The sequence below is a fragment of the Bordetella genomosp. 12 genome (assembly GCF_002261355.1).
GTDB lineage: Bacteria > Pseudomonadota > Gammaproteobacteria > Burkholderiales > Burkholderiaceae_B > Bordetella.
On record NZ_NEVU01000003.1, the window covers coordinates 251,665 to 270,717 of the forward strand.

Annotated in this window: 17 protein-coding genes; 2 read left to right on the plus strand and 15 right to left on the minus strand. The window is 62.9% G+C overall.

Annotated features, from left to right (window positions below; all coding sequences use genetic code 11):
• Positions 1–11: 11 nt before the first annotated feature.
• The 12 genes from CAL22_RS13285 to CAL22_RS13340 form a co-directional block, all read right to left on the minus strand.
• Complete coding sequence (locus tag CAL22_RS13285) at positions 12–770, minus strand: LamB/YcsF family protein (protein ID WP_094814015.1); 759 nt, start codon at positions 768–770, stop codon at positions 12–14.
• 14 nt (positions 771–784) lie between these two features.
• Positions 785–1,765 (minus strand): biotin-dependent carboxyltransferase family protein, encoded by a 981-nt coding sequence (locus tag CAL22_RS13290; protein WP_167383636.1) that lies wholly within the window; start codon positions 1,763–1,765, stop codon positions 785–787.
• A complete protein-coding gene (gene pxpB / locus CAL22_RS13295) occupies positions 1,762–2,445 on the minus strand; it encodes a 5-oxoprolinase subunit PxpB (RefSeq protein WP_208621997.1) in 684 nt (227 codons plus the stop codon). Before pxpB ends, CAL22_RS13290 begins: the two co-directional genes overlap by 4 nt.
• A 5-nt stretch (positions 2,446–2,450) precedes the next feature.
• On the minus strand, positions 2,451–3,086 hold the full coding sequence (locus CAL22_RS13300; protein ID WP_244193964.1) for a GntR family transcriptional regulator: 636 nt from the start codon (positions 3,084–3,086) through the stop codon (positions 2,451–2,453).
• A gap of 131 nt (positions 3,087–3,217) precedes the next feature.
• On the minus strand, positions 3,218–3,940 hold the full coding sequence (locus CAL22_RS13305) for an ABC transporter ATP-binding protein (protein ID WP_094816597.1): 723 nt from the start codon (positions 3,938–3,940) through the stop codon (positions 3,218–3,220).
• A 41-nt stretch (positions 3,941–3,981) separates the two neighbouring features.
• On the minus strand, positions 3,982–4,743 hold the full coding sequence (locus CAL22_RS13310; RefSeq protein ID WP_094814022.1) for an ABC transporter ATP-binding protein: 762 nt from the start codon (positions 4,741–4,743) through the stop codon (positions 3,982–3,984).
• Positions 4,740–5,630, minus strand: a complete 891-nt coding sequence (locus CAL22_RS13315) for a branched-chain amino acid ABC transporter permease (protein ID WP_094814024.1) — start codon at positions 5,628–5,630, stop codon at positions 4,740–4,742. Before CAL22_RS13315 ends, CAL22_RS13310 begins: the two co-directional genes overlap by 4 nt.
• Positions 5,623–6,516 carry a branched-chain amino acid ABC transporter permease gene (locus CAL22_RS13320; RefSeq protein WP_094814026.1) on the minus strand — a complete coding sequence of 298 codons (894 nt, stop codon included), beginning with the start codon at positions 6,514–6,516 and terminating at the stop codon, positions 5,623–5,625. The genes CAL22_RS13315 and CAL22_RS13320 overlap by 8 nt, the downstream gene beginning before the upstream one ends.
• Before the next feature lie 87 nt (positions 6,517–6,603).
• Positions 6,604–7,713 carry an ABC transporter substrate-binding protein gene (locus tag CAL22_RS13325; protein ID WP_094814028.1) on the minus strand — a complete coding sequence of 370 codons (1,110 nt, stop codon included), beginning with the start codon at positions 7,711–7,713 and terminating at the stop codon, positions 6,604–6,606.
• 87 nt (positions 7,714–7,800) lie between these two features.
• Positions 7,801–8,571, minus strand: a complete 771-nt coding sequence (locus CAL22_RS13330) for an SDR family NAD(P)-dependent oxidoreductase (protein ID WP_094814030.1) — start codon at positions 8,569–8,571, stop codon at positions 7,801–7,803.
• Between the two features lie 24 nt (positions 8,572–8,595).
• Positions 8,596–9,795, minus strand: coding sequence for a PLP-dependent aminotransferase family protein (locus tag CAL22_RS13335; RefSeq protein WP_094814032.1), 1,200 nt, complete (start codon positions 9,793–9,795; stop codon positions 8,596–8,598).
• 104 nt (positions 9,796–9,899) lie between these two features.
• Positions 9,900–12,524, minus strand: a complete 2,625-nt coding sequence (locus CAL22_RS13340) for a 2-oxoglutarate dehydrogenase E1 component (RefSeq protein WP_167383638.1) — start codon at positions 12,522–12,524, stop codon at positions 9,900–9,902.
• Between the two features lie 267 nt (positions 12,525–12,791).
• Here CAL22_RS13340 and CAL22_RS13345 point away from each other — a divergent pair, with 267 nt between their 5' ends.
• On the plus strand, positions 12,792–14,447 hold the full coding sequence (locus CAL22_RS13345; RefSeq protein ID WP_094814036.1) for an acyl-CoA dehydrogenase family protein: 1,656 nt from the start codon (positions 12,792–12,794) through the stop codon (positions 14,445–14,447).
• Positions 14,448–14,457: 10 nt separating this feature from the next.
• Positions 14,458–15,681, plus strand: coding sequence for a CoA transferase (locus CAL22_RS13350; protein WP_094814038.1), 1,224 nt, complete (start codon positions 14,458–14,460; stop codon positions 15,679–15,681).
• A gap of 7 nt (positions 15,682–15,688) precedes the next feature.
• Here CAL22_RS13350 and CAL22_RS13355 read toward each other — a convergent pair whose 3' ends face one another.
• From CAL22_RS13355 to CAL22_RS13365, 3 genes are all read right to left on the minus strand, one after another.
• Positions 15,689–16,642 carry a LysR substrate-binding domain-containing protein gene (locus tag CAL22_RS13355; RefSeq protein ID WP_094814040.1) on the minus strand — a complete coding sequence of 318 codons (954 nt, stop codon included), beginning with the start codon at positions 16,640–16,642 and terminating at the stop codon, positions 15,689–15,691.
• Positions 16,643–16,908: 266 nt separating this feature from the next.
• Positions 16,909–17,898, minus strand: a complete 990-nt coding sequence (locus tag CAL22_RS13360) for a tripartite tricarboxylate transporter substrate binding protein (protein WP_094814042.1) — start codon at positions 17,896–17,898, stop codon at positions 16,909–16,911.
• A gap of 158 nt (positions 17,899–18,056) precedes the next feature.
• Entirely contained in the window at positions 18,057–19,034 is a 978-nt protein-coding gene (locus CAL22_RS13365) for a Bug family tripartite tricarboxylate transporter substrate binding protein (RefSeq protein WP_094814044.1), read from the minus strand.
• Positions 19,035–19,053 lie beyond the last annotated feature (19 nt).

Consider the following 19,053-nt stretch of genomic DNA (forward strand, 5'->3'; position numbering starts at 1 on the left):
AGGAAAAGCCCTCACACGAAGCCGCGCACGACGATGCCTTCGTGCTCGAACCGGTTACGCAATGCCCGCGCCATATCGACGGCGGCAGGCGAGTCGCCGTGCACGCATAGCGAATCGACCGGGGTGGCGATCTGTGCGCCATCGGGCGTTTCGATATAGCCGCCGCGCACCATGCGCAGCGCACGCGCGACGACGGCATCGATGTCGCTCAAGACGGCGCCAGGCATACTGCGGGGCATGAGGCTGCCATCGGGCATGTAAGCACGGTCGGCAAACACTTCGGCGCGCGTGATCAGGCCAGCCTCACGCGCACAGCGTTCCTGGTGCGTGCGGGCAGGCGCCAGATACACCAGCGAAGCATCCACGGCGCATACGGCGCGGCAAATGGCCTGGGCGATCTGTGTGTCGGCAATGGCCATATTGCTCAAGGCGCCATGGGGTTTGACGTAACGGACAGGATGGCCGGCATAGGCCGATAAGGCCTGGGCCGCCCCTATCTGGTAGGCCACCAGGCGTTCGATCTCCCCCGTGCTAAAAGGCATTTTGCGCCGCCCAAAGCCCCACAGGTCCGGAAATCCGGGGTGTGCGCCGGCAACCACGCCACGCTCGCGAGCGAGGCTAAATGTACGCGCCATGATTTCGGGGTCTCCCGCATGAAACCCGCAGGCGACATTGGCCGAACTGACGATGCCCAATATCGCGGCATCGTCGCCGAGCACATAGTCGCCAAAGCCCTCACCTATGTCCGAATTCAGATCCACCGTAACCATCTCCCCTCCTGACGCTATTTGATATTCTGAGCTGCGCGATCAGCCGCGATCCGTTGCCGCAGTCCCTGAAGGGCCAGCTCCTGCTCATCCTGGGCAATCCAGGCATGACGGTGATCAACCGGTGTGAACCGCAGCCGGTCGCCCGGTCGCAACTGGCCCAGTTTCCAGAGGTCGCACCCGATGACCACGGCCAGCTTGGGATAGCCGCCGCACGTATTGGCGTCGGCCAACTGCACGATGGGCTGCCCCGCGCCAGGCAGTTGAATCACGCCCGGCACGATGCCGTGCGACAGCAGCTCCGGCATATGCGTAAAACCCAGTGCCTCGCCTTCCAGGCGATAGCCAATGCGATTGGCGTTGCCCGTGACGGCCCAGGCTTCGGAGAAAAAAAGCGCCTGTGCATCGGCCGTCAAGGCCGAGAACTCGCTGGCAGGCATGACCCGCAGCCACACATCCTGCGCTGCCAGACTGTGATAGAAGTCGCCAATGAAAGCTGGAGCCACCCCAAACTCACGGCGATCTTTCAGGCCCGTACCCGGGTGCGGCAAGGTGGCGCCGCGTGGCAAACCCATGCCGTTGAGACCGCCGAATCCGCTCTTCATATCCGTGGCGCGAGCGCCCAACACTTGCGGCAAGGACAGCCCTCCTTCAAGGCAGAGGTAACTCCGCGCCCCCACTGACGGCGCGTCGATGGATAGTGTCTGCCCCGGAGCTGCCACAGCCGTCCACCAAGGCGGCACGCCCCGGCCATCCAGGCGCACATTGCCCAGCGCACCGGTCAAGGCATAACGGCAGGCGGCATGAAAGCGCAAGCGCAAAGGATATTGCGCGATTTCGATCGCAGCCTCATCCCCCTGGCCGCCCACCAACCAATTACCCACCCGCAAAGCGAGCGTATCCATGGCACCCGCTCGGCCCACCCCCAAGTGCATGCCGCCGCTTCGCCCCAGATCCTGGACTGAACTCAGACGGCTGTCGGTCAGAAGTTCTATCACCGGCGTACCTCCGCCACGCGGAAACGGATGCTGTCGCCGGCGCGCATCAAGCAAGGCTGTGCGGCTGCAGCATCGAACACCCGCGTCGCGGTCTGCCCCAGGATGTGCCAGCCCGTCGGCGCGCTGATGGGCATGATGCTGGCCTGCTGCCCGCCAATAATGACTGCGCCTTGTTCGACCCGCGTCCGAGGCACGGCACGCCTGGGACGATGCAAAGCCGCATCCAGACCGCTCAGATAAGCGAACCCGGGCATCCCGCCCACGCAGGCCACCCGATAGACAGCCTGGCTGTGCAGGCGCACGATAGCCTCGATGTCCAGGCCGCTGTCGCTCGCGATCTCGTCCAGATCGCTGCCGGCCGTCGCGTCATAGCTCACGAGAACCTCGTGTGTGGTTCCGGCCAACTCCCGAGGGGCCAGCGTCAGCCAGGCGGCACGCAGCTGCTGGCGCAGACGATCAGCACAATCTGGCGTTGCAGGCCGAAACACCACCATGAGGTTGTTCATGCCAGGGACGATGTCCTCCAGTGGCGTCACCTGCGGGTTTTGCTCCAACTGTTGCGCCAGCGCCCAGATCCGCGCCTGGGTGCTCGCTCGGTAAGCGCCCTGGCCGGCGTCCAGCAATAGGGCGCACTCGCCCAATGCGCTGATGCGCAGCGCGTCAAGGTCCTCTCGGATCACGATGGCTATTCCCTGGTTTTGGCTTCGGCGTGCAGAACCGGCGCGTTGGTCGAAACCACGGACACCCATCCCCGGATATGACGGCTGATCAGATCGGCTGCGCCCGCTTTATCACCGCGAGACAGCAGCGCCACGAGCTCGAAATGCTCATCGACGGAACGCAGCTGCTGCTCCCGCCCGACCTCGGACTCCAGACCGTAGATACGCATGTTGTCCCGCAGGTACATGATCATCTCAGTCAGATAGCGGCTGCCGGCCAGGGAGATCAGTTCCAGGTGAAACGTCCGGTCATTGGTCACGTAAGCTTGCACGTCGCTCTGACGGGCGGCATCGGCGATGGCCTGAGCCAGCTCACGCAGACGCGCCCCGTCGCCAAAGCGCTCGAGCTGGATGCTCGAGACAGCCAATGCTTCCAGGTGCACGCGCATACGCGCCAGGTCGTTGAGGTCATCTGCGGAGACTGGCAACACACGAAAACCACGGTTCTTCATGGGCTCGAGCAAGCCGTTGCGTACCAGCTCCAGCAAAGCCTCGCGCACCGGGGTCGTGGATACGCCCAATGCCTTGGCCAACGCCGGCACCGACAGCACCACGCCCGGGCCGGCTTTACCAGACACGATCTCCAGCCGGATGCGTTGCATCACGGTTGTCCGCAGGTTGGCGTCGGGGCGCTCATGGAGGCTGCCTCCCACAGAGTGCAGAATTTCATTGCCGGTATGCACTATCGCTGTACTCCCTAAAGACATGAACGCAAGCCCTCGCCATTCTAAAGTCAATCGGATGCCCTTCCGCCGAGGTACAACTCGCGCATTCTCGCGTCCTGCAGCAACTGCGACGCCGCGCCGGTCAACGCCACCGTGCCCATCGACAATACATAGGCACGGTCAGAAATATGCAAAGCCTCGACGGCATTCTGTTCGACCATGAGGATGGTCACCCCTTCGATCTCGCGGATGCGCTGTATAGCCTCGAACACTTCCTGGAGCATCTTGGGCGAAAGGCCTGCCGAGGGCTCGTCGAGCAACAGCAAACGCGGCTCGGGCATCAGCGCTCGCGCCAACGCCAGAATCTGCCGTTCGCCGCCAGACAAGGACGCCGCCGGGGCGTGCAGCTTGCGCCCAAGACTGGGATAGCGCTCACACAGGCCGTCGAGCCGCTGGCGGCAGACGGCCTTGGGCAGGTAATAGCCACCAATGAGCAGGTTATCCATGACCGACAGCGCGTTGAAGACGTTGTCTGTCTGCGGAACGTAACCCAGCCCGCGCGACTTGACCTTGTCCCGCACATGCATGTGGGTGACGTCCTCGCCGTTGATCAGGATACTGCCGGTATGCGGCGTCAGGTAGCCAGCAATCGTCTTGAGCAATGTGGACTTGCCGCAGCCATTGGGCCCTAGCAGCGTGACAATCTCAGCCAGCCCGACATGCAGCGACATACCGCACAGGATGTCGATCTCCCGCGTATAGCCGGCCATTACCGACTGCACTTGCACCATTGTTTGTTCGGAATTCATGATCTCGCCGTTCTCCATCCTGCTCAGGCGCGCTTCTTGCCCAGATAGGCTTCCAGCACATGCTCGTTTTCGGCCAGGGCATCCGGGCGGCAACTGGCAACGATATGTCCCCGATCCAGCACAATGCAGCGGCTGCATAACTCCCGAATGAAATGCATGTCGTGCTCGACCACGACCAGGGTCATGCCTTGACGATTCAGACCCAGCAGCGCCTCAACGATGCTGTTGCGCAGATTGGGATGCACCCCTGCTGTGGGCTCATCAAGCATCAGGATCTCCGGATCCGCCATGAGCGCACACACAATACTCAACAACTTCTTCTGCCCACCCGAAATCGCTGCAGCAGGCAGATCACGCACCGGCCCGAGAAGAAACTTCTCGAGCAGCTGATCCGCCTTGAGTCTGGCCGCACGTTCGGTGCTGCGCGCCGCCGGCGTCGCCAGCACCGTGTCCCAGAAACCGTGGTGCGCCGTCTCGGCGGCCATTGCCACTTCTATCACCGACATCATGCGCGGCATCGAGGGCAACTGAAACGTGCGGGCCATGCCCCGCCCCACAATCTGATAGGAGTGCAGGCCGCCGATTTCCCGGCCCTTGTAGCGGACGCTGCCGGCATCGAGCCGCTCGAATCCCGTAATCGTATTCAGCAGGGTGCTCTTGCCCGAGCCGTTCGGCCCAAGCAAGCCCACCACCTCGGCAGCATCGACGGTAAAGGCGATATCCGTCAGCACCTGGTTGCCGCCAAAGGCCTTGGCAAGGGATCGGACTTCCAACAAACCGCTCATGTGGGGATCTTCCTGATTTTCTCGGGGACCAGGCCTTGGCTGCGCCACAACAGGCAAGCCAGCAGCAGAACGCCAATCAGCCCCAGTCGCAACGCTGCCGTCATGTCCGAATTGAAATTGAAAACATCCTTGAAAAATGGCACTGCCGTGTAAACACCCTGCACCAGCAACACACCCACCACAACCCCCGCGGTGTTACCCATCCCGCCTATCATCAACATCGTCCAAAGCAGGAAAGTCTCGGCAGCCAGCAAATAGTCCGGGCCGACAAAACTCATGTACTGCGCATACAGGCTGCCGCCCACGGCGGTGACGGCGCCGGCTGCCATCAGAGAGCGCGACTTCAGGGCGGTGAGGTTGTAGCCCATGCAGCCGGCCAGCTTGGGCTCTTCGCGCATCAAGCGCAACGCCCGCCCCAGTCTGCCGTTACCCAGACGCTGGCATAGCCAGGCAAACGCAATGAACAGCGCGACGACCAGCAGCAGAAATACCAGGCTGTTGTACGGCCGCGGCAGCGTGCCGAACGGCGTCGGCAAGGCACTGATACCCTGCGCTCCGCCTGTGAGCCATCCCTCATTGTTGGCGATGGTGCGCAGAATCTCAGCTATCGCCAACGTGACGATGGCCCAGTAATCCGCCGCCAGCTGGCGCCCCAACCGGGAAATGCACCAGCCCAACGCGACGGCCAGGCCCACACCCGCGGCCAGACCGAGCGGCGCACCCCAGCCGGCCCGGATAGCGATACCGGTGGCATAGGCCCCCAGGCCCGCAAACGCAATGTGGCCGAAGTTCATCAAGCCGGCATAGCCGGCCTGCAGGTGCAGGCCGAGCGCCATCATGCCGTAGATGGCCGCAATCGTGAGCGCATGAACGAGAAACTCAAACACGGCGCACCTCCTTGTCAAACAGCCCGTATGGCCTGAAGAGCAAGGCCAGCAGCAGGATCAGAAATGAAGTCGTGCCAAGATAGGGCAAGGGAATGAAGGCCATGTCCTGGCCCACCAGCCAACCGAAGTCAACATTGGTGACGATCGTCTCCACTAAGGCGATGAAGGCCGCGCCCAGGACCGCCCCCAATGGATTTCCCAGCCCACCGAGAATGGCGGCCGCAAACACCGGCAGCAACAGGTCATTGCCCATATTGCTATACGCGCCGGAGGACATGCCAAGCAGACAGCCTCCCAGCCCGGCCAGTACGCCGCTGGCGAACGCCACCAGCAGCACGGTGCGGGAGGCATTCAGTCCGCTGGCGTCGGCCAGCACGGGATTGGACGACAGCGCCCGCATCGAGCGGCCCAGCCGGGTGCGCGTCCAGAACATCCAGAACAGCACGATCACGCACACAGTAGTGCCGATTTTGTAGGTCTGGGCTGCGGATAGAAATACCCCGGCAATCGTGACCGTGCTCTGTTGCCCTGCTTGCGGCACATAGGGAAAGGAGCCCGCTACGCCGAGAATCACCGCGCCAATGATCATCGCAATGGCCAACGAACCTATCATGGTGATGGCCGGTCCCGTCCGCAGCAGACGGCTGAAGACCAGCTTATGCACCACGGCGGCGAACACACCGATACTCAGGCTGCTCAGCACCAGCGCGGCCACCGGCGGCAGGCCGGCATGGATGAAGAAGAACATCAAGTACGCGCCCAGCATGGCGTACTGCACATGGGCGACGTTGGGAAACTTGACCAGGCCGTAAACCAAGCTCAGGCCTAAAGCGATCAGGGAGAACTCCGAGATACGCAACAGAATTTCTATCAAGAACTGGATCATGTATTCACTCAGCAAGACGCACGAATGCTTGGGCCTGACCCGCCCTCGGGCTGCCCGCCATGCGCGGCGGGCAGCCCGTGGCCGGGACTAGCGGGCGACGACCTTACCGCCGTCGTACTTGAGTGTGGCGTAGGGCGGCTCGATGCGCTGGCCTTTGTCATCGAAACGAATTTCACCGGTCACCCCGGAGTATCCCTGCTGGCCCAAAGCAACCAAGGCTTTGCGAATGTCCTCTGGACTGGTCGAAGCGGCGTTGTCCATTGCCTTGGCCGCCATATGGATACCGTCATAGGCATAGCCGGAGAACGAAGACCGCACCGGATCCTTGTATTTCTTCTGAAACGCAGCGGCATAGTCCTGGCCGACCTTGCCCTGGAACGACCCCAGCTCCATACCCAATTGGCCTTGGGCGATGTCTGGCGGCGTATCGCTGATGGCGTTGCTCAGCAGGATGGCGTACCAGGGTTTGCTGCGCAGCCCGAGATCGCGCGCCTCGCGATTGATGATGGCGGCTTCCTGCCCGTAGGCGGTATACACATAGCCATCAGGCTTGCGGCGATCCAGTTGCTGCAGTTCGCGGCGATACGAAGGCTGCCCCGCCGTGTACAACACCTCACCAACAACCTCGCCGCCCAAACGACCGAACTCCGTGCGGAAGGCGTGTGCCGTACCCTGACCATGCGCATTGTTGGGCGCGATGATGGCGACCTTGCGCAGCCCCAGCGCATAAGAGTCCTTGGCCGCGAACTCGCCGCCGCGATCCTCCAGCCCCACCAGGTTAAAGGACAATGGTCCCAGTTCGCGCACCTTGACGCTGGTGCTGGCGATATTCATGTGTGTGGTCTTCTCGCCCACGACATACTGCGCCATCGGCAACGTGATCCCGGATGAATACTCGCCCAACACCACCGGGACTTTGTCGACGGATATCAGCTTGCGGGCCGCGCCCAGCGCGGTGGTCGGGTTGCCAGCAGAATCTTCGATGATGACCTCGAAGCGCTGGCCTTTGACGCCGCCAGCCTTGTTGACATCGTCCACCGCCAATTCCACGGCGCGGCGCACATCCTCGCCGATGGTCGCACTGGGCCCGCTCAAGGGCAGGATCACGCCGACCTTGACCTGGGCCGACGCGGTGGACAGCAATCCGCCCGCCAGAAGGCAGCTCGCTGCCAGGGATGCTCGAACACGAGTTCTCATGCCAAATGCTCCTTTTTGTACATCCAGAAATGGAGTTGCGGAAACCATCAGGCTTGAACGCCCCTGGTCACTTGCCCTGCCTAATACTCAGATATCGTCGACCGGCACGGTGTAGTTCAGCCCCAACCGTCCGCCGTCGGCGTAGATCGTCTGCCCGGTAATGTATGAGGCGTCGGAACTGGCCAGAAACACCGCAATGGCGGCGACCTCTTCCGGTTCACCCGTGCGGCGCATCGGGGTGCGCGACATCACGCTACGTCGTGTCGCCTCGTCGCGCATGATGACCTCCCTGGCCAGATCAGTCAGGATGGTGCCCGGCCCGATCGCAACCACTCTGATGCCGTGCTCGGCAAGCGACAGGGCCATCACATTGGTCAACTGCGTCGATCCCGCCTTGGACACGGCATAAGGTGTCATGGTCGGAATCGCCAACCGCGCATTGACGGAAGACATATTGATAATCACGCCCTTGGTGCCTGCCGCGACCATGGCCCTGGCTGCCGCCTGACCGCACAGGAACTGAGACTTCAGATTGGTCTCCATGACGTGATCAAAGACCGACTCCTCCAGCTCGAGAAAGCTGGCCGGTGGATTCACGATGCCCGCATTGGAGACCATGATGTCCAGGCCACCCAGGCTTTGCACCGCTTTGCTGATCAACTCCTGCACCGATCCAGATTTCCTGACATCGGTGACCTGCCAAGGCATACCCAGTCGCCGCGCCTGCGTGGCCAGCAGATCCGCATTGATGTCCGACATCAATACCGACGCGCCCTCCTCCACATAGCGCTGCGCGATGGCCAGACCGATACCTTGCGCTGCACCGGTCACAATGGCTTTCTTACCCTTCAACCGCATTTTTCTCTCCTTGGCGGATGCCGCTCAGGCCAGCGACTGCTGGTAAGCGGCATGCAAACGTTGGGCCCCTGTCGCCAATTCCTGGCGGCTGGGGCTGGCAAATGACAGACGAAACTCCGGGCTGGGCCCTGATTCGGCATAAAAAGCGCCCCCGGGCACGAACAGCACCCGGTTATCAATGGCATGCGCCAGCAGACGCGCCGCGTCCACCTCCTCGCAGCGGGCCCACAAAAACATGCCCCCTTGCGGATGCTCGACGCGGATGCTCGTGCCGAAACTGGCCTGCAAGGCAGCGATCAAGGCCACGCACTTGTCGCGATACGATGCGATCACTTTGGGAAAATGCCGGTCCATGTCGCCGGAGCTCAGATAGGCAGCCGCGACGGCTTGCGTCAGGGACGAGCAACACAGATCACTGGTCTGTTTGGCGATGACACAGCGCTTGATGATGTCGGGATGCGCAATCATCCAGCCAACGCGCAGGCCTCCGGCAATGACTTTTGACAGGCTCGATAGATGCACCACCCAATCACTGGCGCCGGGGATGTCGGCGGCCAGGGTCAACAAGGACGGCAAGGCCGGGCCTTCGAAGCGCAGCTCGCTGTAAGGGTCATCCTCCACGACGAGGAAGCGATACTGAACGGCCAGCTCGAGCAGCTCGCGCCGCCGTTGTACCGACAGCGTCCGTCCCGTGGGGTTGCTGAACGTCGGCACGGTGTACAGCGCCTTGATGGGTTGAGCGGCATGATGTTCGGCCAACCAGGCCCGCAAGCGCGCGGTATCTATGCCGCCCTCGTCGCCATGCAAGCCCACGATGCGCGCCTGATGCATGCGCAAGGCCTGCAAGGTGGCGGGATAGGCGGGTTGCTCCACCAGGCAGATATCGCCGGGCTGCATCAACACTCGCAGCAAGAGATCAAAACCCTGCTGCGATCCCGTGGTCACCAGCAGATTCTCAGCCTCGACCTGCGCGGCGCGTCCAACCATCAGAGACCGCAGGGCATCACGCAAAACGGGCAACCCTTCGGTGCCGGTGTACTGCAGGCAACGGCGCGGATCGGCATAAGCTTGCTCGAATGCCCGTTGCACGCCCTCGACGTCGAACAAGGCGCCGTCCGGGTAACCGGCCGCAAAGGAAATCATGTCGGGCAAGCCGACGTATTTATGCAGCTCCCGGATCGGAGACCCGGCAGGCGCAACATAGGCGGGTACGAAGTCATACATAACGGTGTGTCTCATTCCCTTGGGGTTCAGCGCATTATGAAGAGCGCGCGGGCTGGGCAGAAGCGACGACTTCGCATGAGTCGATGCCGTTTTCGCATCCCTGCCTACGCATCGAAAGCCCGAGCCACCACAGCGGCCTGATCGGCGGCGTGCCGCCCATGGAAGCTGCCCGCCGGCGAAGCGCTGGCTGGCCGCCCGCAATAGACAAACGTGGGGGCCGGATGGCCGCTGCTTGCGGCCATCCGCTCCAGCCGCCGGTCGTACCACTGCCATGCGCCCATGTTTTCCGGCTCTTCCTGCACCCAGACCAGCCGGGCGCGAGGATGCGCCTGCATCAGCCGAAGCAAAGCGTCCTCTGGGCAGGGGTAGAGCTGCTCCAACCGGGCGACCACGACGTCATCCCGTCCATAGGCTGCGCGGTAGTCCTCCAGCTCGTAGGCAATTTTTCCGCTGCACAGCAGCAACCGCTGCGCATGCTGTTGCGGCCCCGACGTCAGTACCGGCGCAAAACGCGTTCCGGGCAGAAAGTCATCCAATGGCGAGATGGCCGCCGGCAGGCGCAGCAAGGTTTTGGGCGAAATCACGACCAGAGGCTTTCTGGAGATGCTGAGCGCTTGAGCACGCAGAGCATGAAAGTAATTGGCCGGCGTAGACGGATTGATCAGGCGGATATTGTCATCGGCGCACAATTGCAGATAGCGTTCGATGCGGGCCGAAGAGTGCTCGGGGCCTTGCCCTTCCAGGCCATGAGGCAACAGCATGGTCAGCCCCGAACTTTGCAGCCACTTTTGCTCACCGCTTGAGATGAACTGGTCGATCACGATTTGCGCACCGTTGGCAAAGTCGCCAAACTGCGCCTCCCATATGTTCAGGCCTGGCTGCGCCGCAAGGCTATAGCCGTACTCGAACCCCAGCGTCGCATACTCGGACAGCGGGCTGTTGATGACGTCGAACTTTGCCCCCTTCTGCGCCAGAGCCTGCAAGGACACATGCCGCTTGCCGTTCTCGACGTCTACCAGATGAAAATGCCGGTGAGAGAAGGCCCCTCTGACCACATCCTGCCCAGCGAGCCGCACAGGCAGACCGGCCTGCAACAGCGTGCCAAACGCCAACGCCTCGGCCGTGGGCCACGCGATACCCGGTTCGATCAGCGCACGCGCCTGAATCTGTTTGAGCAGCCGCTCGCCCAAGGTAAAGCCCGCCGGAATATCGACCAGCAGTTTCAGGCAATGCAACAGATCGACGCGCGCCGCACCGGTTTCTGCATGCGTGACGGCCACCGCGCGCGCGGGAGGCAGGGCCGCCGCTGGCGTGGTCGGCGTCATCGCGCCCTGATACGCCTGCTCCAGCTCGTTGCGGTAAGCCGCGATAAAGCCTGCCTCCGAGTCCAGATCAAGCATGCCGGCCTGCAAAAGCCGTTGCCGCAGCCGCTCGCGTAGAGGTATCCGCGCGTCAACGCATTGATACAACTGAGGTTGGCTGAAACGCGGTTCGTCGAACTCGTTGTGCCCATTGCGGCGGTATGTCACGAGGTCAATGACCGCATCCCGCCCATGCGACTGGCGATACGCCACCGCCAGGTTTGCCGCTTGCAGGGCCGCATCCATATCCTCGCCATTGACATGCAGAATCAGGCTTTGCACTGCCTTCCAGACGTCGGTGCAATAGTGCGAACTGCGCCCCTCATCGGCTTGTGTCGTGAAACCAATCTGGTTGTTGACCACCACATGCACCACGCCGCCCGTGGTGTAGCCAGGCACCGCCGACAACTGCAGGCTCTCGGCCACAATGCCCTGCCCAATGACGGCGGCGTCGGTATGCAGGATGATGGTCAGCACCTGACTCCCATCCTGCGCGCTGCCATGGTCTTGTACCCAGCGCGCCAGGCCCAGCGCCACCGGATCCACGGCTTCCAGATGAGAGGGGTTGGGCAGCAAGGTGACGCGCATGCGCCTGCCTTCGTATTCAAGCTCTCCGGCATGCCCGAGGTGGTAAGGCACATCGGCGGCGACTGACGGTTGCGCGGCAAATGGATGGGCGCCCTTGAACTCAGCAAAAATGCGCCCGATCGGCTTGCCCAGCACGTTGGCCATCAAATTCAGGCGCCCTCGGTGCATGGTGCCAATCACCACCTCCGTGACCCCGCTGCGAGCCGCTTGTGCCAACAGGCTATCCAGCACCACCGGGACCACCTCGGAGCCCTCCTGCCCGAACTTTTTCTTGCCCGGAAATTTCCTCATGAGGAAGCGCTCGAACTCATCGGACTGCACCACACGCTCGTAAGCCCGGATCAACGCCGCCTTGGTGGGCGCCTCGGGCAGCCGTTCGACCCGCTCATGGATCCAGTTGAGCAGCCCGAAATCATGCAGGTGAGCGGTTTCCACGGCCAGGCCGCCTTGATAGGCACGGCGCAACTCGGCCAGGCCGCTGTCCAGGCTAGCGATATGCTCGAGGAAACCGGCCAGCAAGGCCGGATCCTGAACCTGGGCCAACTCCAGCGGATCCAATCTGGCCTGCAAATGTCCGAAGCGGCGGATCAATTCCGCCTGCAACAACCCCTGCTGGCTCGGCGCCTCCGGTTGACACACTTCATCCAGAAAGCGAAACACGTAACGCCAGGCCGGGTCCACCGACAAGGCATCGCCGCGATACTGCTCGTGCATGGCCTCGAGGAAATCCGCCGAGGCCATACTCAAAGGGGACGAAAACTGCTCATGCGGTTCCGACATAGTCCGTTTACCTTTCTGTTGCGCCGCACGCCTGGGCTGGGCGCCGGTCATCGAGTTGCAGGCAGTCTATTGAGCCCGAACCGGGCCTGCCAATGAAATGTCCGCATGACCTGATGCGTAAGCGGAAAACTAAGCGCGGCAGGCCCGTGCGCCATGCGCTCCACGCACTACCTGATGCGGGAATTTCACGCTTGGCCGGGCGACCCCCGACCTATACTTTTCAGGCCGATCCGGCAGAACGTCCCACGCTCCAGGAACATTCGGAAAATGAACAAAGCGGTTTTTCTATCTCTGGCCAATCCTGTTCTGAAGAATCTGGATTTCTTTCTTAAAGAGGCCGTTTGCTGGGTCGCTGAAAGCTGCACGGTCGACGGCAGGCTGGATCAGCAGCGCCTGGATGGCTATCAAGCCACCAGCTATGAGATCGCCTGGATCGCCGCCGATCTGCTGGCATCCCAGGTGCTCGTGCGGGCCTATCCGGCCCAATCCCCGCTGGATCAGGCCCTGTCGATGACATTCATCGGCCAAACCCTGATCAGCGTGCACGCCAGGCTGGAGCATGTACTGCTCGAACTGGGTCTGGACACGGCGGCCATCGCCAGCCTCAAGGCGAGCGACAGCTTTCAGAATGCCTTGCGCATGTCCACGACCAGCAGCCACAACGCCGCGACCGGCTGCGCGCTGGCGCAGGCCCGCCATGAGATCGGGCAACCGCAGTTATCGGCCGAGGTCGCCATGGCACGCGATGCGTTCGAGCGCTTTGCCCAGCAGGAAGTACTGCCCATGGCCGAGGCCATACACCGGCAGGACCTGGACGTACCCGCCGACATCATCGCAGGCATGCAAGCCATGGGGGCTTTCGGGCTGTCGATCCCCGAGAGCTACGGCGGCAGTGCGCCCGCTTCGGGCGACAATCTGCCCCTGATGCTGGCCGTGACCGAGACGCTTTCCGCCGCCTCGCTAGCCGCGGCAGGCAGTCTGCTGACTCGTCCGGAGATTCTCTCGCGCGCCCTGCTGACCGGCGGAACGGAGCAACAAAAACAGCACTGGCTGCCACGGATCGCCAGCGGCGAACTGTTGTGCGCCATCGCCATCACCGAACCCGACGCCGGCTCGGATGTCGCCCGCCTGACGCTCAGAGCCAACAAGGTCAAAGACGGCTGGCGCCTGGACGGCACCAAGACCTGGTGCACGTTTGCCGGGCAGGCCGATGTCCTGATGGTGGTCGCGCGGACCAGCTCGCAACCGGGGCATCGCGGGCTGAGCCTGTTTCTAGTCAGCAAACCGCGCCACCCCGGCCACAGCTTCACGCACCAGCAGGACCAGGGCGGCAGGCTCGACGGCCACGCCATACCCACCATAGGGTACCGGGGCATGCATTCGTTTGACGTGCACTTCGACAACTTTTTCGTGCCCGACGCCAATCTGATTGGCGAGTCCCAGGGTCTGGGTCAGGGCTTTTATCTCACCATGGCGGGCATGACAGGCGGACGTATGCAGACTGCGGCACGCGCCTGCGGGGTCATGCAGGCCGCCATCGCAGCGGCAGTCAGCCACGCCAAGGATCGCAAAATATTCGGCGCCGCCTTGATCGACCTGCAACTGACACAGGTCCGAATCGCCAAGATGGCTGCGCAATATCAGGCCTGCCGTCTGCTGGCCTACGCCGTGGCGCAACGCCTGGACAGCGGCGAAGGGCTGGCCATGGAGGCCAGCCTGGCCAAGCTGTTGGCCTGCCGTTCGGCAGAACTGGTCACGCGGGACGCGCTGCAATTGCACGGCGGCATGGGCTACGCGGAGGAGATGCCCGTCAGCCGCTACTTCGTCGATGCGCGTGTGCTCTCGATTTTCGAGGGGTCGGAAGAGGCGCTGGCGCTGCGGGTGATCTCGCGCTCGCTTTACGAAGCCGCGCTGGCTCGCTAAGAGGCACGACATGTTTGCACCCAACACGCTGACAGGCCTCAGCATCATCGAGCTCTCGGCCTTCGTTGCCGCCCCGCTCGGCGGCCTGACGCTTGCGCAACTCGGCGCGGATGTCATCCGCATCGATCCGCCGCGCGGCGGGCTTGACTATCATCGCTGGCCACTGGCCAGCGATGGCTCCAGTCTATTCTGGCAGGGCCTGAACAAAGCCAAGCGGTCCGCAGCCATAGACACCGCGACGCCAGAAGGTCGCGAGCTCGTGCAAGCCCTCATCGTGGCGCCAGAAGACAACGGCAACATCTTGCTGACGAACTTCCCGGCCCGCGGTTTTCTGCTTTACGAGACCCTGGCCGCGCAATGCCCGCGACTGATTCAGTTGACCATCACCGGAGACAGGCTGGGTCGTTCAGCCGTGGACTACACCGTCAACCCCCGGCTGGGCTTTCCTGGACTGACCGGCCCGCAGAATGATGAGCAACCCTGCAACCACGTTCTGCCTGCCTGGGATCTGATCACGGGCCATCTGGCGGTGATCGGCATACTGGCAGCCGAACGCAGTCGCCGCGCCAGCGGTCAGGGCCAGTCCGTCGCACTGGCCTTAGAAGATGCTGCGCTGGCCATGAGCTCTCACCTGGGCTTGTTGGCCGAGGCCCAACTGGGCATGCAACGGCAAAAGTACGGCAACTATCTGTATGGCGCGTTCGGCCGCGACTTTCTGACCGCCGACCAGGAGCGCATCATGGTCGTCGGCCTTACGCTCAAACAATGGCGGGCTCTGGGCCAGGCTACTGGCCTGCAATCCGAACTGGACGCCCTGGCCACTGAGCTAGGCCTGAACTTTAGCCAGGAAGGGGATCGTTTTCGCGGCCGCGAGGCCATCGCCGAACGGATCGCTGAGTGGTGCGCGCGCCATAGCCTGACGTACATCGGCCCGCTCTTCGAACAGCACGGCGTGTGCTGGAGCCGCTATCAAAGCCTGCAGCAAGGGTTGCAAGACAGCAGCCCCGACGGATTCATGGCCAACCCGCTCCTGAGCATGGTGATTCAGCCGGGCGCGGGCCCTCAGCTGGCAGCCGGGATGCCACTGCAATTTTCGGCGGCCGGGCAGCAAGCTGCGCGCGCCGCACCGGTGCTGGGCAGCAGCACCGCGGAAATTCTGTCAACCATGCTGGGTCTGACGGACGCCCAGATCGGTGCATTGGCGCAACGCGGCATTATTATGTGCGCGGCCTGAGATGGCCTCAACAGACCAGCAGGGGTTCGGCAAGCCTGGGCCGGCAGACCGTCGCCGGCTCGGCGCCCGCAAACAGCCGCGACTGTTGACATAGCCAATCGCGAAACAACTTCATGGTGGAGTTGTCCCGACGATCCTGGGGCCATACCAGATGATAGGCGTGCTCTGACGGTGTATCCGTGTCTATGACCGGAACCAGCGCCCCGCTGTCGATTTCGGCGGCAAACAGAAAACGGGGCACCAGAGCAATACCCAACCCCACTTCAGCGGCGGCAACCAGGGCATCGAACTGATCGAACATCAGGCCTTCTTCCTGATCATAGGCAACCCCATTGCGTTCGAACCAGCGTTGCCAGGAGCCGACCCGCGAACTGAGAACCAGCAGTGGCGCCTTGAGCAAATCCTCCGGGCGCTCAAAGCGATACCGCGCCAACAGTTTGGCACCGGCCACCGGCACAACGGATTCTCCCATCAGGCGCACCGACTCCGTGCCCGTCCAGGTGAGCGGGCCGTAATGAATTGCGCAGTCGAAAGGCTCGCTTTCGAAATCAAAAGGCACGGCACGCGCTGAAAAATTCAGGGAGACGTCCGGATTCTGCCCCAGAAACATATGAATCTTGGGAATGAGCCAGCGCGAGCCGAAACTCGGCAGCATGGCCAGCCGCAGTGAAAGCGCGTGGGGATTGGCCTGCACCGACAGCGAAGCCTCGCTGATATGCCGCAAGGCGTCGCTGATGCTGCGCGCATAACTGACGCCGGCGCGCGTCAGGATGACCCGTTGACGCCCGCGGACGAACAACTCCGTACCCAGGCGCTCCTCGAGCGAGCGTATCTGACGACTGATGGCGCTTTGGGTGTAATTAAGCTCTTGGGCTGCCTGCGTGAAGTTGCCGGTCCGGGCTGCCGCTTCGAAGGCCAAAAGCATGGCAGTCGGCGGCAAAAGTCGACGAGGAATGCCCATGATGTTCTCCTTGGACCGAGGGTTATGAAACCCCTCAGTAGCGCGTCACGCATTATTTGTTAGGCAGTATACGGACTAAGATTTTTCCGGTCCAGAGCACAAAGCCGGCGGAAAACCCTTAGAGCCCATGCGACACCGTTTTATATTCAGGTCCTCGACCTCAGGCCGAACTCGATTCGCCATGCACGTACGGCAAAAAGCCCGCTCATCTTTGCAGATGCGGGCTTCAAAGGTGTCGACCAACTTAACCAGATCGGCGACGGGACTCAGTTCACGGTTACGCGGGCATCGCGCACCACGTCGCCCCACAGCGCGATCTCCCGCACGATCTGATCCTGGAAGGCTTGCGGGCTGCCGGGCGCGGCCTCCTCGCCCGTGGCTTTCAGGCGCTCGGCCATTTCGGGCTTGACCACGGCGGCGTTGATCGCCGCGTTGAGTTTGGCCTGCACGGCCGCGGGCACGCCCTTGGGCGCGATGATGCCGTACCAGACGGTGACGTCATAGGGCACCCCGGCTTCGCGCACGGTAGGGATGTCGGGCGCGGAGGAGACGCGCTGCGGCAGGGTCACGGCCAGCACCTTGAGCCGCTTGTCCTCGCGATAGGGCAAGGTCGAGCCGGCGGTGGTCAGCATCACATTGACCTGGCCAGACACCGTATCGGTCAGCGCCGGCGCGGATCCCTTGTAGGGCACGTGGATCATCTTGATCCCCGCCGTCTTGAGAAACGCTTCCATCGCCAAATGCGAGATCCCGCCCGTGCCCGAGGAGGCGTAGGTCAGCCCCGCGGGTTTGTTGCGGGCCAGATCCACCAGCTCACCGAGCGTGTCGGCCGGCACGGCGGGATTGACCGATACGAAGAAGGGAGCACGCGCGATCATGCCGATGGGCGTCATGTCCTGAACGGGATCAAAGGGCAGCTTGTAGAGGCTGGGGTTGACCGAATAGCTGTTCGACACCAGCGTCAATGTGTAGCCGTCGGGCGGCGATCGCAAACCCTGCTCCACACCCAGCTTGCCGCCGGCGCCCGGGCGGTTCTCCACGACCACGGGCTGCTTCATTTCTTCGGACAGGAGCTGACCCAGCAGACGCGCGATGCCGTCGTTGCCGCCTCCGGCGGCAAAAGGCACGATCAGTTTGATGGGTTGGGACGGATAATCCTCCGCCTGCGCCTGGCACACCGATGCCCCCAGCGCCGTGATCACCAACGCCATTCCCAGCACGGCCCTGCCCAGCCTCGCGTCTGCACGCACTCTCATGTCTGTCTCCTCGTTGTGCGGCCGCTGCGCGGCCCTGTTATGCCGCGGCCCGGGCCTGCGTCAAACGCACGTCCGGGCCGCGTCGGGAAGTATGCCTCATCCCGGCCGAGGATAATCTGCGTGGATCTGGCCAGGGTGCCCGGCGCAGACGCGCCTCGCTACTCCAGTTTGATGCCGGCGTCGTCCACCACTTTGCGCCATTTTTCGATCTCGGCCTGCAGCGAGCGCTGGAAGTCTTCCGACGTGCTGCCGACGGTTTCGATACCGTCCTGCGCCAACCGCGCCTTGAGCGCCGGGTCATTGAGCACGTTGACGATCGCTGTACGCACTTTCTGCACGACGGCATCGGGGGTGCCCCGGGGCGCCAGCACGCCATGCCATGCCGAGGCCTCGTAGCCCGGCACGCCGGCTTCCGCCACGGTGGGGACGTCCGGCAGCAGCGGCGACCGGCGCGCGCCCGTCACCGCGACGGCTTTCACATTCCCCGCCTGAGCCTGTTTGGAAGCAGAAGCCGCGTCTCCGAATGTCATGTCCACGACGCCGCCCACGACGTCCAGCAGCGCCGGGCCAGCGCCCTTGTAAGGCACCGGCACCAGCGACACACCGGCCTGGCGCATGAACAACTCGATGGCCAAGTGCGCCGAGCTGCCCTGCCCTGCCGTGGACACCGTCACGGTGCCGGGCTTCTGGCGAGCGTAATCGATCAGTTCGCGCAGGTTGCTCACGGGCAGTTGCTTCTTGACCGCCACGACGTAGGGATAGCTGGTCAACTGGGTGACCGGCGCGAAATCCTTGCGCGCATCGTAGGGCAGCTTGCTGTAGACCGAAGGATTGATCGCATTGGGTCCGCTCTGGCCCAGCAAGAGGGTGTAGCCATCAGGCTCGGCCTTGGCGACGGCGTCGGCGCCGATGATGCCGCCGGCGCCCCCCCGATTGTCGATGATGAAGGGCTGCCCAAGCTGCTCACTGACACCCTTGAAGACCAGCCGCGCGACGATGTCGGCGCCACCGCCGGCCGCAAACGGCACGATGACCTTGACCGGGCGCTCGGGATAGGCCGCTTGCGCGGCCGGCAACCCGGCCAGCGAGGCGCACACGACGAGCGCCTGCATGATGAATCGATAGGTACTGCTCATGAAAATGTCTCCGTGCTTT

Bases quoted from the DNA above. Each gene is read 5' to 3' on its own strand.
- CAL22_RS13285 (WP_094814015.1), bottom strand. From the start codon at position 770: ATGGTTACGGTGGATCTGAATTCGGACATAGGTGAGGGCTTTGGCGAC.
- CAL22_RS13300 (WP_244193964.1), bottom strand. From the start codon at position 3,086: ATGCAACGCATCCGGCTGGAGATCGTGTCTGGTAAAGCCGGCCCGGGC.
- CAL22_RS13305 (WP_094816597.1), bottom strand. From the start codon at position 3,940: ATGGTGCAAGTGCAGTCGGTAATGGCCGGCTATACGCGGGAGATCGAC.
- CAL22_RS13310 (WP_094814022.1), bottom strand. From the start codon at position 4,743: ATGAGCGGTTTGTTGGAAGTCCGATCCCTTGCCAAGGCCTTTGGCGGC.
- CAL22_RS13320 (WP_094814026.1), bottom strand. From the start codon at position 6,516: ATGATCCAGTTCTTGATAGAAATTCTGTTGCGTATCTCGGAGTTCTCC.
- CAL22_RS13325 (WP_094814028.1), bottom strand. From the start codon at position 7,713: ATGAGAACTCGTGTTCGAGCATCCCTGGCAGCGAGCTGCCTTCTGGCG.
- CAL22_RS13330 (WP_094814030.1), bottom strand. From the start codon at position 8,571: ATGCGGTTGAAGGGTAAGAAAGCCATTGTGACCGGTGCAGCGCAAGGT.
- CAL22_RS13335 (WP_094814032.1), bottom strand. From the start codon at position 9,795: ATGTATGACTTCGTACCCGCCTATGTTGCGCCTGCCGGGTCTCCGATC.
- CAL22_RS13340 (WP_167383638.1), bottom strand. From the start codon at position 12,524: ATGTCGGAACCGCATGAGCAGTTTTCGTCCCCTTTGAGTATGGCCTCG.
- CAL22_RS13345 (WP_094814036.1), top strand. From the start codon at position 12,792: ATGAACAAAGCGGTTTTTCTATCTCTGGCCAATCCTGTTCTGAAGAAT.
- CAL22_RS13350 (WP_094814038.1), top strand. From the start codon at position 14,458: ATGTTTGCACCCAACACGCTGACAGGCCTCAGCATCATCGAGCTCTCG.
- CAL22_RS13355 (WP_094814040.1), bottom strand. From the start codon at position 16,642: ATGGGCATTCCTCGTCGACTTTTGCCGCCGACTGCCATGCTTTTGGCC.
- CAL22_RS13360 (WP_094814042.1), bottom strand. From the start codon at position 17,898: ATGAGAGTGCGTGCAGACGCGAGGCTGGGCAGGGCCGTGCTGGGAATG.
- CAL22_RS13365 (WP_094814044.1), bottom strand. From the start codon at position 19,034: ATGAGCAGTACCTATCGATTCATCATGCAGGCGCTCGTCGTGTGCGCC.